The sequence below is a fragment of the Oribacterium sp. FC2011 genome (assembly GCF_000701645.1).
In the GTDB taxonomy this organism is placed as follows: domain Bacteria; phylum Bacillota; class Clostridia; order Lachnospirales; family Lachnospiraceae; genus Oribacterium.
Window position 1 is genome coordinate 15,276 of the sequence record NZ_JNJM01000005.1, and the last position, 12,995, is coordinate 28,270.

Consider the following 12,995-nt stretch of genomic DNA (forward strand, 5'->3'; position numbering starts at 1 on the left):
TTTCATAAAAAATATATAAAAATTTGTAATAGGCTCTATAAGCTTACATAAACTTTTCGTTTAACACTTCTAATGTCTACTGCCCAATAACTCTCTTCCGGACATAAAGCTCATCCACAGCAGCATTCACGGCAGTGTCGGCAGTTATCTTTCCTTCATTAAACATCTTAATGAGACAGTTATCCATGGTCATGGAGCCCTGATCTGCGGAGCTTAGCATGAAGCTCTGCATCTGAGGAGTCTTTCCTTCACGGATAAGGTTCTGAAGTGCAGGTGTAACTATCATCACTTCAGCAGCAACAACTCTTCCTTTTCCTCCTGACTTCACCAGCAGCTGTTGGGAAAGAACTGCCTTAAGTGTTGTTGAAAGCTGAAGCCTGATCTGCTGTTGTCTCGCTTCCGGGAATACACCTACGATACGGTCAATGGAATCCACCGCACTGTTGGTATGCAAGGTTGCAAAAACAAGGTGTCCTGTTTCGGCTGCCGTAAGTGCTGTTTCTATGGTATCAAGATCACGCATCTCACCGATAAGGATTACATCCGGGTCTTCACGAAGGATGGCACGGAGTCCGTTTGTATAGCTCTCTGTATCTCTTCCGATCTCGCGCTGATTGATAATGCTTTTGTCGGATTTGTATACATACTCGATAGGATCCTCAAGGGTGATAATGTGATCATTTCTCGTGTGGTTGATACAGTCAAGAATGGCTGCAAGGGTGGTTGACTTACCTGAACCTGTCTCACCCGTAACCAAAACGATTCCCTTATTGAGACTTGGGAACTTCGATACAACCGCGGGAAGTCCCAAAGAATGCAGCTCCGGGATATTACTGGACAGGATTCTGAGTACGGCGGAGATATTACCCTGCTGACGGAAAAGGTTGATACGGACACGTTCGTTTGCTATGGTTCCTCCACAGTCAAGCTCTCCCATTTCTTCAATCAGTTCGTATTTAGTTCCTGCCATTTCCTTCGCCAGGTACTCACAGTCTTCCGGGCTCAGAACATTCTCTGCAAGGTCAACTATACGACCGTCAATACGGCACTTTATGCGGAGTCCGGCAATGAGGTGTATGTCGGAGGCACCTCTTTTTGCTGCGAGGTCAACTATATCCTGAATGTGTATCATGTGAACTCCTTTACTTTATGATTAAAATCCGAAACAGTCGTCAATGATGCCACGGAAAGTGTTTAGTCTCTGAAATGACTAATTGATTAGTCGATCAATAATTTATAAATGCCCGATAATATGACCAGATGCAAAGGATAAAAAATGTAAAAAAAGTACTTTTTAAGAGTCGAAGCAATATACCCCTTCTCCTCTGTACCTGATTTTTTCGTTTTATTTTCATCATAAAACCGGGTGATAAGTATGGCCGCAAGCACGAATCCACAGGTTGTTGACACTCCTTTCAGGAATGAACCTAAGGATATTACGTGGATGATGAGCATCAGTATAAAGCTTTTTATAAATGCAAGTCTGAGACGGTCAGGCTTTACTTTAAAGCCCGGTTTTTCTTGAACCGGCTCAAATGCTTCCGACAGATACAAGGTTATCGGCACTGCCATGATTGTCCAGTCGGTAAAACAGTTTATCGCAAAAAGACCGAGTATCATCAGGTTCTTTTTGCCTGAGTCAGGAACATGGTAATGTACATATATTGCTCCCAGGCAAACAGCAAGTGCAAATAATATATTTAAGGCCGGCACCCCGAAGGCCAAATAAAAGGGTCCCTGTGAAATCACTCCGAATAAAAGGAGCCGAAGCATATACTTTTTTAGATTTTTTGTGTAAAAGTACCCCTCTATAAGGAAATAGATCATTACAGTTCCGGTGAAGGTGCCGAGACTTATAAACACATTACAGAGAATCTCTGCAAAGGGCCGTGAAAGTTGAAGCTTTGTCAGAATCTCACTGCTTCCCTCAAGCCCCGGTTTCAGAAACATTTCCGCAAAATGATCCAGCACCATGGTAAGCATTGCCAGCCATCTGAGCTGAGCTTTGTTTAGTTTAAACATATCTTGTCAAACTCCCTGACCAAAATAAAAATCAACATTTGCCGCGCTTTAGTTTAAGCCACAACCGGTCAGGAACAAAGTCTCTATCCTCCTGTAAAATACAATGACGCTATAAATTTTCATCAGTCTTCCAGCTCGGAAACTGTTCTCAGAACTTCATCCACAGTGGTAATGCCGTCTTCCACCAGCTTGTCGGCATTTTCAAGCATGCTGATATATCCGGTTTCCTTAGCCAGTCGCTGGAACTCCTGCTTGTCTCCGCCGCTGGTGATACAATGTCTCAGTGCATCATTCATGACCAAAACCTCGAAATCACCGATTCGTCCTCTGTAGCCGGAATTGAAGCACATGTCACAGCCTCTGCCATGATAGAATATACGTCCCGGTCTGTTCTTCAGCTTGGAAAGCTGGAGCTTTTCAGGTGAAACCTGCTCCACTTCCCTACAGTTTGTGCAGATACGACGGAGAAGTCTCTGGGAAATGATACCTCTGAGACCTGCTGAAATAAGGTATGGCGCAACGCCCATATCTTTAAGTCTGTCGATGGCGCTGATGGCATCCTCTGTATGGATGGTGGTGATAACCAGGTGTCCGGTCATTGCCGCACGCATGGCAATCTCCGCTGTCTCACTATCACGGATTTCTCCGACGCAGATGATATCAGGATCCTGACGGAGGATGGCACGAAGACCCGAAGCGAAGGTCAGCCCGACCTTTTCATTGATCTGAACCTGGATAGCTCCGTTCATGTTGTACTCTACCGGGTCTTCCAGTGAAATCATGTTGGTGGACTCGGAAAGAAGCTCGCTTACCAGAGTATACATGGTGGATGACTTACCTGATCCGGTAGGACCCACGATCATGATAACGCCGCTGGTGAGACTAAGGAGCTTTGTGATCTTTGCATCTTCCGCTTCCGGAATACCTATGCCGCGACGATTAAGCTTTGAACCGTCACGTCTCAAGATACGGATAACTATATTTTCACCGTAGATAGAGGGTAATGTTGAAATACGGAGATCAATGTCTTTTCCCTTTATGCGCACTCTGGCACGACCGTCCTGCGGAACACGTCGTTCAATGATATCCATTCGGCTCATGATCTTGAGACGGGAAATGACGGGCTCCATCAAGTTGTGAGGTATAGTCAGAATCTTATGGAGGTGTCCGTCGATTCTCATTCGGATCACGAGATCCTTCTCTGAGGGCTCCCAGTGGATATCGGAAGCATTCTCAACATAGGCACGCTCGATTATGGAGTTTACAAGACGGATGGTTGGTGCGGATTCTTCGCTTGTATCGATAGTCTGGTCTGCGGCGGAGGTTACAACCTCATCATCGCTGATGCCGGCTTCGGCTCTCATCTGAGCCATGGCCTGGGCGGCACCTTCATTACCATAAAGTGTGTTAATGGCATGATCTACAGCATTACCCGCTGCGATCATGGGTATAATGTTCTTTTTACTTGCTTTTCTGGCATCCTCCAACGCAAGGAAATTCGTTGGGTCGGCCATCGCAATGAAGAGATTGTCCTTTGAAACAGATACAGGCACCATACGGTTCTGCTTCGCCAGCTTCTTTGGGATATATTGAGACATTTCCGGTGCGATGTCTGTCTTTGAAAGGTCAATATAATCGATACCCAGCTGCAAACGGAGGGCATCAACCATCTGGGATTCAGTTATAAAACCATGTCTTACAAGTGTTGTACCCAGTCTTTCATGCTCCTGCTTCTGAATTGCAAGAGCTTCATTAAGCTGCTGATCTGTAATAAAATTCATCTCGACCAGCATGTCACCAAGTCTTTTCGTTTTCATACATTCCCGCCTTTAGTAAAAAAATTGCTAGCGCATTCTTCTACTAAATTACCGACTTGTTTTTGTAATTTAATAAATGTTTTATGGTATTAAAATGAGAAATTTAGAAAGATTTTTCGGATCTTTCAGCGTGAAAGAAAATCTGCTGTGAATCAACAGTTTTATTTACATGTTAGGAATAAAAAAATACAAAAAAAGCCGAACTTTGCGCCCGGCCACCGAAACCTTATTGGTTTCCCTTCATTGTCTTAACTATAAACGATAAATTAAATATAAACAAGCATTTTGCTGTAATAAATTGTACTTTTTTAAATACTTTCGTAAAAATTAACAGAATTTTGTAAGAATTAACAATCAAAAACTTTGAGGGAACTTTCCACCGGACCAAATCACGATAGAACGCTCCCTCAATTTAAAATCTTTTTTTCGATTCTTTTCTGAATTTTATCCAAGTGCCTCATCCATCAGGAATAACAGATCGAGAACACTGTCAAATCTGCTCCTCTTGTCACCTTCAACATGAAGAACCATTCCCTGCCAGCTGGAGTGCTGACGCATCTCTGTAAGTAAAAGGAAGGTTGCTACCTGCCCTCTTTCCTCTGAAATGTCTCTGGGTTTAGTCTCAGCAGCTATATGAGTAAGTTTCTTCTTCTCCACTGCCTCACCCTCATTTGTGAGATCACTTCTATGCATAGTGAAGCTTCGGGTTTTTGAAGACGCTTCAGGAAATCCCCAATCATCATATATGGTATCAAGTTCATTCAGCATACTCATGCATGAGTCAAACTCGATTCTTCTGTCGTCATACTGATTAATGATTACACCACTGAAATCATGATCCCTGGTTTTATCAACAAGGATTCCGATAAGATTAATTCCTTTAAGTTTTTCCATATATTCTCCGTTCTGCAAAGCAAGTCTTTTTTCAAAGTCTCAAGACGCGTCATTTTGAGATGCGCCCCTGATTTAAATATACAGGAAAATGTCGAAAAATTATAGCTTAATAATCTTTATTCGTTGAAATCTTCAGTAGAATTGTCATCATCCATAGCGCCGTTCAGCATCTTGATAAGCTCAAGAGTGGATCTGAAATACTTTGTCTTTGACTTCTGAGCCCAGGTAACTTTACCCTGCCATGTTGCATTCTCACGACACTTAATGTTAACAATAAATGTTTCGTTATTCATCTATTTCCCCTTTCAACTTCTGTATTACAATCAAATCCCGACCCCTATTTCAGGATATAATCAACGCATATCAAATAATCAATATGCATACAGAAGTTCCCATCACCTAGGTAAGACTATAACGCTTAAGTTGTTAAAAAAATGATTAAATCGTTTTCAATATTTGCAAAGGTGACTATTTTAGTGAATTTATACATCATTTAAAATCCAGTCTCCTGCCTTTTGACGGATTCCTGGTAGAAATCAGGGCTCCATGTAACATATGTACATCATTTAATATTCAGTCTCTGCCCTTTTGATGGATTCCTGGTGGAAATCAGGGCTCCATGTACCACAAATCGTTCATTTCCGCCGGATCTTCCGGAACAGGTGGATAATGTTACGATACCGGGTCTTTCACCAAAATCAATGTCTCCGATGTAATCAGTGAAATTAGAATTCTTTAATGCGCGGTCAATGTATGCATCATAATCTTCTTCCGACAATATATCATCATAGGTTTTTGATGAACTTACTGTCTGATAGAAAGAAAAGATTTCATATTTTCTAACCTGTCCGTCTGTGTAAATATAGAAATATGGGTTCTCGGCAGCGAGACCGGGTTCTGAGTTAAGCTTCTTGAGGGTTCCGAACATTGAACCGTTTTTCATATTGTGGCCGAATATAAAAGTATTGTGGCCTTTGAAGCCGCGTTCACTCAGGTAATCATAGAATATGCATCCGGCAAAGTTATACTTACCTTCAAATGTTTTGTGCAGGTAGTCATCATTATCCTTGGAGTAAACTACCGGATAAGTCATATCCAGCGCAGGCACATAGAGAACACAGGCCAAACTTTCATTGATGTTTTTTAATTCCTTAAAATCAATGGAAAGAGTCGGAAAATAATCGTTTCTTTCATCGTATACATCAGCAGGTTCCTTTGTGTCTTCTGTATCTTCAAGAATCTTTATGTAATTGTCATTGATATCGGCATATTCATCAGCGGCTTCTTTATATTTCAGATAATCTTTCATATAGAGATACCCGAAAAAAATGGCTGCCGCTGCCGCTATGACGGGGATAAGGTAAAACAGTATCGTCCCCGGGGTGAGTTTCTTTTTTTCTTTCATTTGGCGTTTCCTCGGATTTATATTAACAAATCAATTATAGCACAAAAAAAGGAGCCGGTACTTAGTACCAACTCCTTTAAATCTTATTATATTTGAAATTACTTAGCAGCGATAGCGCCTGTAGGACAAGCTTCCTCACAAGCTCCACAATCGATGCAAGTGCCCTCATCTACAACATACTTTGAATCGCCAGCTGAGATAGCCTCTACTGGACATACAGATGCACATGATCCGCAGCTTACGCACTCATCATTGATAAAATGTGACATATAGGTTCCTCCTTGAAATAATATTAAATCAAAACTTAGTGTTCGATGAAGTGTTCAATCTCATCTGTATTGTATCTTAATATAGTTTCCAAAAAAGTACAACAAAATAATTTTCTTTTTTTGTATTTTTTGGGATAATTTATTTAGTTGGAACTAACCATATCATACCGCAAATATAGGGATTTGATATGCATTGGCACTTAAGAACTTAATATATTCTGTAGTGATGCTGAATACTGCAGAAATCGGCAACTCCGGGTACAACTTATAATTCAGGTCTGAAACATTAGCGCTCTGCCTCTATTCCGAATTCTCCCGGAAGGAATCTGGGGCAGACGTTGTCGGTGGTGAGGATTACTGAGTTTGCAAGTCTTGATCCGATCTGGCAGGCTTCGTTAAGCGATTTTCCGTAGGTCAGTCCGATGGCAACGCCCGAGAAGAATGCATCTCCTGCTCCGGTGGTATCGATCACCTCAACTGATATGGTTGGGCTGAATCCCGGCTCATCATTCATTGATGCATATACTGCACCCTTTGAACCCATGGTCACAACCATACGGGGATACTGTGCAAGCTTAACCTGCTTATCAAGTATCTGCATCATTTCTTCAGGAGTTTTATTGCAATAATCATCGGAGAAAAGCATTCCCGCTTCCTGCTCATTGCAGACCAAAACTCCGGTTCTCTTGATCAGGTCTCTTCTCTGCATTGCGATAGACATATTGGAAACTACCGCATAAACTTCTTTTCCGTATTTTTCTGCCAGATCAAAAACAAGCTTCAGTATGGATGAATCCATGTCGATCTCTACAACTACGCTGTCTGCTTCTGAAATTATCTCGTCTCCCTGCTCCTTAAGTATATCTTCAATATCACTAAGGTCAGGTCTTTTGGATATGGAAGCTATGACGTCACCATCATTGTTGAAAATTGCAAGCCACATGCCGAGCCCGTCCTCGACTTTTCTGATATATTTAGTATTTATCTTGTGGCGGTTCAGCTTATTGATGACATCGACTCCGGTTCCGGTATCATCCACAAGGCTTACGAATGTTGGCTTCAGCTCAACATTGGCAATATCCTCAGCCACATTTCGGCAAACACCTCCATGCACCTGCATTACTGATCCCGCATTTCTTCCGTTTTGAAGAAATGTCTCTGTGGGGTATCCTTTGATGTCAACAAATGTGGCACCTATAACTACAATTCCGTTTTTTGACATATGTATCACCTCTTGTATAGATTTATTCAAGTTGCAAATTTTAGTATCTGCTGAAGTCTATTTCCGGTTCAATCTCATCAAATCTTTTTACTTCCGGCTGGTTTTCAACGTGCTCTCCGATGATTTTCTCCATCCAGATCAGGTTGTACCAGCGGTTAAACTTGTAGCCGCATTTATGAAATTCTCCCACCATGTGGTATCCAAGATGTTCATGAAATTCGGCACTGTTTTTAGTGAGATGTTCATCTTCAGAATCCGGGTAAGCGATGCTTACGTTAATATTCAGATAGCCCTGCTTCTTCAATATATCTTCAAGTGCGATATAAAGTCGTTTGCCGAGGCCGCTGTGTTGAGAATTTTTATCGATATATATGGAGGCTTCAACATTGAACCTGGCAGCCACACGGACGTGAAATGGTGCTGCGTAGGCATATCCCACTATCTTCCCATCCTGCTCTGCAACGAGGTAGGGCAATTTTTCAAGAATGTTCTTTATCCGCTGCCTGAAGTCCTCTACTGTTGGAACTTCAACCTCGTAGGTAATGGCTGTTTCCAGAACGTAGGGCGCGTATATCGAAACTAAAGCTTCGGCATCTGCCTCGGAAGCTTTTCTGATTTTGAAGTCGTTATTCATTTGTCTCTCCCATGGATGTCTTTATTTAATGTCTAAGCCATCTGGAACACATCTCTCTAGTGAGAACAGCTCCCTATGGACTTCTTAAATAATGCATATACTATACGCTTTGAAAAGATATAAGTCCACTGCTAAGATGACTTCTTAAAAGTCCGCCAAGTATACAGCACGAAGTCAGAAGGTATCAAACTTTAATTTAGAATTTTTATATAATTCAGGAAACATATACTTCGGGCTCGTTCAGCATTATGTCGGTAATGCCTTTGACCTCCAGGGCTGTTAGATTCAGCTTGTTGCCGCTTGGCTCCTCCGGGAAGAGGCGGCCGCTGCCCCAGGCTCTGACGGTGTAGCCCTGTAATTCATCAAGTGTGCTGTCGATGGATCTGAATTCAGGGTGAAGGGCGTCAGCATTAACACCGCCACGGATTTTAAAAAGGCAGTCAGAGGTGTAGCGGTCAAGGATGCCGATCTCAGCCTCATAATCAAGTTCACGAATTAGGTTCAGGGATTTTCCGTAGAAGGATGAGTACACGATGGCATGCTCCAGACCTCTCCGGTGAATAAGCTCCACTATCTTCTGCTCCATGCCCTCGTAACGGATATTGCTGTTTTTGAGTTCGAGGTTCAGCTTAAGTGTGCCTGCCTTCAGACGTGGCTCGAGAAGGTCCAGGAGTTCCTCCACTGTAGGGATTCTTTCAACTCTGGCTTCACCTGCATCTATTTTCATGTTTTTCAATTCTTCAAGGGTGTAGTTTCTGATCTCACCCTTTCCGTCCGTTGTCCGGTCCAGGGTTTCGTCGTGCATGATCATTATGTGACCGTCTTTTGACAACTGGATATCTGTCTCTATACCTGTGAGATCTTTTAGTTCCATTGCTTTCCTGAAAGCTGTCAGTGTATTCTCAGGATATCTTAAACTGCAGCCTCTGTGCGCCCATATTCTCATGACAATCTCCATTCAACCTAATTGAATTTGTTACGAAATCTTGTGTACTAACTTAAAGTTATTTTATCATATATCTATAGGATCATTAGTTATTTGAAATCAAAAAAAAACGGTTGTCTACCGGATTGCAGACAACCATTTTTATTTGATGCCATCAGGTCGAAGTAAACAGTTTATTAAATCTCCCGGGATCTAAGAAAACAGTCTATTTAATCCCACCATGCGCTGCTGTAATAAGTTGTGATCCTGTCACCCTTTATAGCAACTTTGAAAACTCCGTGAAGTGGAACGCCCTCGGAGTAAGCTTCAGGATTGGTTTCTAAAAGCTCAAGATTCTTCTTGATCCACTCGTATGGGGTTTCACCTTTTTCGTAATTGGTGAAGGTGCTGAGGTCTCCGTCCTTGGTAAACTCTGCGTCTTTGTATACGTAGAGGTTCATTGTTGTATTCTCACATTCCATAGGATATGGGAGGGAAACATTTACACCTTGTAACAGAATATAATCATCCTCAACAGAAATACCTTCTGTGCTGTATATGGTGTAGAGATATTTATCTCCGATATACTTGCCGGCATTCTTAATGTAAGCATCCTTGAAGCCTGCGGCCTTTACTTCTTTGAGACTCTCCTGTGCTTCTTCCCTGGTTTTGAAAAGTCCTGCCACAACAGCATAGTATGATTCAGGATTAAGTCCTGAGAAATCCGGAGTATAAACCATGAACTCATCGTAAATATCTGCGTCATTCAGAGCCATCTCTGTGTCCAGACATTTGTCAGATTTCTTTGTTGTCATTACAACAACACCGTAGAGATCTTCCGGGCTTTCGGGCAGCACAGAGCTTTCGTTTTGCGCAGAGTTTTCAGTTTGTGCAGAGTTTTCGGACATCACGGAGCTTTCGTTTTGCGCGGAGCTTCCGTTCTGCGCGGAGCTTTCATAGCCGGAACCCAGAAGCTGAACTTTGTAAATGCCGCCGAAGTCAGAACCGTAAAGGTCTGCTTCATCATCGTCCCAGGCTTTTATGTAGTCGTTGATTCGGGTATCGAAGGTCGCGTTCATATAGTTTATGGATCTGGAGCCATCATTCAGTTTTGATTCTTTGGAGTAATTAATATTGATGATTCCATTGTTCCTTTGGATAATGTTATCAACGGTATATCCATCACCCTCCAACTCTTTTACGACATCGGTACCAACAATATCTTTAAGCTCTGAAGCATTGATCTCCTTTGCACCATACTCCATGAAATCGCCGGTATTCCTGCTGTAGTAGAAATAATAAGGTTTCCAGCTGTGTCCCAGCCACATAGGTTCTTTGGAATCCTTTTCAAAATCGCAGGTACAGTCATAAGCACTTAGCTGGATGACCAGGTCCCCGGTGTCCTCGTCAACCTTAGCATCTCCAACTCCCGAAACAACGGATTCCTTGCATGTTTCACCATCTGTATAATAAAAGTTAGTTACCAATGACGTTGCATACATGTCATTGAAAACAACAAAGTTTTTGTCATGTCCTTCCACAATGCTGAAAACATCACCTTCATCGTTTAAATAATATTGAAACTTATCGTGAAGTTTCTTTGAGCCCTCTTCATTTACAAACCAAATCTCGCCTTCACAGGAATTATATTCCTTGTCAGCCTCTGTTCCGATGAACATAAAGCCTTCATACTCACCGTCAAAGTCGATATCATCTACAAGGAAAGATCTCACTTCCTGAGTATCTACATTGGCATCCTTTGCTACTTTTGAAATGAAGAAATCTGTCATCTCTGCTTTAGAAGACTCTGTTTCCGAGGTCTCCGAAGACTTATCAGGCAATACCTCATCGGCAGCTTCAGATTCACCGGATTTTCCGCCTTCATTTTTCTCAGCCTCATTTTTTCCGGCTTCGTTTTGCTTAGCTTCACCTTCCTCATCAGCTTTGTCGGTGGTCCCAGCTGCAGCATCAGAATTTGCGGAAGGTACATTTGAACCTCCGCAGGAAGCCATAGACATAATCACTGCCGCAGAAGCACCAACAGAAACCAAAAACCTTGATAATTTCTTTTTCATTTGTAATCCCCCATAATTACTTAAAACACTATCGCACATGTACTTCCCAGCAAGATAAAGAAAAGCCCGATCAAAAGTCCGAAACCTGAACAGCCCATTTCACGCATAGTTCCAAACAACGTGATTCTCTTTCCGTTTCTGTCAACCTTTCCGATACCGAACATTGAGAAAATGCTGAGCTTCCTGTCTATGCGTTTGCCTATAAGTCGTGTTTTGCCATCAGGTTTTATTTCATAGATATAAGGATGGTCATAAGCATCTTTCCTTACACCCTTAACGAAATAAACCAGAACTATCATTGCAGCCAATACATACCACGCGGCACCATACAAAGGGTAAAAGTGGTCAAAAAATCCTTCACCTTCTTCCATATCTGCAAGCCTTAACAGCGCCGCAAGGATAAGAGGAAGGAACACCGTAACAAGTGCATTATACAGGATGCCTATCCATCTTCCAATTGTGTAGAACCTTAGTCTCACCGGAACTTTCTCGCCCTTTGCATTAGACTCATAAAACACAGGAGTGTTGTCATAAGGATTCTTTAAAACACCTTTTCCTTCATTGATGACAAGCTCGCCGTCCTCGCGATACGCCCTGGAAGTTTCGCTTTTGAGAGTGATTCTTCTGACAAGTGACGTTCTGCCGTCTCCCATTACCGAGAAGATAATGCAGCCGAAAACCATGGCTCCGTAGAACATTGGCTCAGCAGCCCATCCATAGAAGTATCCCATTATCATGGTAAGTATCACTGTATAGATAAGGGGTTCGATGACCCATGGATATGATTTTTTCGTACGGTTTTTTGAGACTGCAATACGACCTGTCTGTCCGTTCATAACCGCCGTCAGAGGTCCGTTTTTAATGAAGTAAACGGGAAGTATGGCGGAGAGAACATTGATCTTTTCCGTGTGGGTGTTGATCACTAGTCCGGAGGACTGAAGTACAGACTCTACCTTGGGTCTGAAATCCTCGGTAACCTCTTCCTCGATTCTTTGATTTATAACCTTGTCCGGGGAGTCATTGAGCTTTACAGGCATACCTGCAATGAGTCCAAACTCAAAGGGTCTGGCGCCGGACCAGTCAAAGGGCTCCATGTCATTCATCACCAGATTGTCAAACTGCTTTGAAGTATTGACAGCTGTGCCGTCAAGATATCCGCCGCACTCATATCTTCTTTCGGTACCATCGCGGGAAACACTGGCATAAACAGGTCCCTTGGCAACTCTGTAGGGAAGATATGAACCGTGGAACTGTCCCATTGATGAAACGACAGCCTTTCCTTCAGGAGTGTTCGAATGTTTATGCCCCCAGTCCAGCATTCTCTTTTTTGCTTCCTCAGGCGTTATGGCAAAAGGAATGATGAGATCCGGCATCTGGGATGAATCAGTAAGTTCCGATCTCACCAGTTTACTGCCGCAGAATATACATTTTTCCGAAGCTTCACCTACTCCAAAGATAACTCTGGCTCCACAGGCTGAGCATGAGCCCTCTTCTATTTTGTCACCGGAAGCTCTTATTTTTACGCTGTTTTTATTCAGCTCTCTCCACTTATATACCGAATCATAGGCTTCTTCTATTCCGGTAGACTCACCGCAATTTGCACATCTGTAGGTCTGATTTACAATGTCAAAATCAGCCGGTGCACCACAGTTTTTACAATATATCCTAAGTGGTGATTTATTCTCTTCCATACTCCCCTTTAATCCCCCAACAATATCTAAGCTAAGAGTTC

General features: G+C 42.5%; 12 protein-coding genes. All 12 read right to left on the reverse strand.

What is annotated here, in order from left to right:
• Positions 1-76 precede the first annotated feature (76 nt).
• On the reverse strand, positions 77-1,132 hold the full coding sequence (locus T357_RS0105180) for a type IV pilus twitching motility protein PilT (RefSeq protein WP_197027304.1): 1,056 nt from the start codon (positions 1,130-1,132) through the stop codon (positions 77-79).
• Positions 1,133-1,218: 86 nt separating this feature from the next.
• Positions 1,219-2,022 (reverse strand): TraX family protein, encoded by an 804-nt coding sequence (locus tag T357_RS0105185; protein WP_031549464.1) that lies wholly within the window; start codon positions 2,020-2,022, stop codon positions 1,219-1,221.
• Positions 2,023-2,144: 122 nt separating this feature from the next.
• Positions 2,145-3,839, reverse strand: a complete 1,695-nt coding sequence (locus tag T357_RS0105190; protein ID WP_031549466.1) for a GspE/PulE family protein — start codon at positions 3,837-3,839, stop codon at positions 2,145-2,147.
• A 444-nt stretch (positions 3,840-4,283) separates the two neighbouring features.
• On the reverse strand, positions 4,284-4,733 hold the full coding sequence (locus T357_RS0105195) for a hypothetical protein (RefSeq protein ID WP_031549468.1): 450 nt from the start codon (positions 4,731-4,733) through the stop codon (positions 4,284-4,286).
• Positions 4,734-4,849: 116 nt separating this feature from the next.
• Entirely contained in the window at positions 4,850-5,026 is a 177-nt protein-coding gene (locus T357_RS21395; protein ID WP_175456470.1) for a hypothetical protein, read from the reverse strand.
• A 269-nt stretch (positions 5,027-5,295) separates the two neighbouring features.
• On the reverse strand, positions 5,296-6,138 hold the full coding sequence (locus tag T357_RS0105205; protein WP_044916213.1) for a class B sortase: 843 nt from the start codon (positions 6,136-6,138) through the stop codon (positions 5,296-5,298).
• A 98-nt stretch (positions 6,139-6,236) separates the two neighbouring features.
• Positions 6,237-6,407 (reverse strand): DUF362 domain-containing protein, encoded by a 171-nt coding sequence (locus tag T357_RS0105210; RefSeq protein ID WP_029200537.1) that lies wholly within the window; start codon positions 6,405-6,407, stop codon positions 6,237-6,239.
• Positions 6,408-6,693: 286 nt separating this feature from the next.
• On the reverse strand, positions 6,694-7,629 hold the full coding sequence (locus tag T357_RS0105215) for a PfkB family carbohydrate kinase (RefSeq protein ID WP_031549472.1): 936 nt from the start codon (positions 7,627-7,629) through the stop codon (positions 6,694-6,696).
• 40 nt (positions 7,630-7,669) lie between these two features.
• Entirely contained in the window at positions 7,670-8,263 is a 594-nt protein-coding gene (locus T357_RS0105220; RefSeq protein WP_031549474.1) for a GNAT family N-acetyltransferase, read from the reverse strand.
• A gap of 214 nt (positions 8,264-8,477) precedes the next feature.
• Positions 8,478-9,209: a glycerophosphodiester phosphodiesterase family protein gene (locus T357_RS0105225; RefSeq protein ID WP_031549476.1), complete on the reverse strand. Its 732-nt coding sequence runs from the start codon at positions 9,207-9,209 to the stop codon at positions 8,478-8,480.
• Between the two features lie 209 nt (positions 9,210-9,418).
• Positions 9,419-11,263 carry an SPOR domain-containing protein gene (locus tag T357_RS0105230; RefSeq protein WP_031549478.1) on the reverse strand — a complete coding sequence of 615 codons (1,845 nt, stop codon included), beginning with the start codon at positions 11,261-11,263 and terminating at the stop codon, positions 9,419-9,421.
• 20 nt (positions 11,264-11,283) lie between these two features.
• A complete protein-coding gene (locus tag T357_RS0105235) occupies positions 11,284-12,954 on the reverse strand; it encodes a hypothetical protein (RefSeq protein WP_031549480.1) in 1,671 nt (556 codons plus the stop codon).
• Between the last annotated feature and the right edge of the window lie 41 nt (positions 12,955-12,995).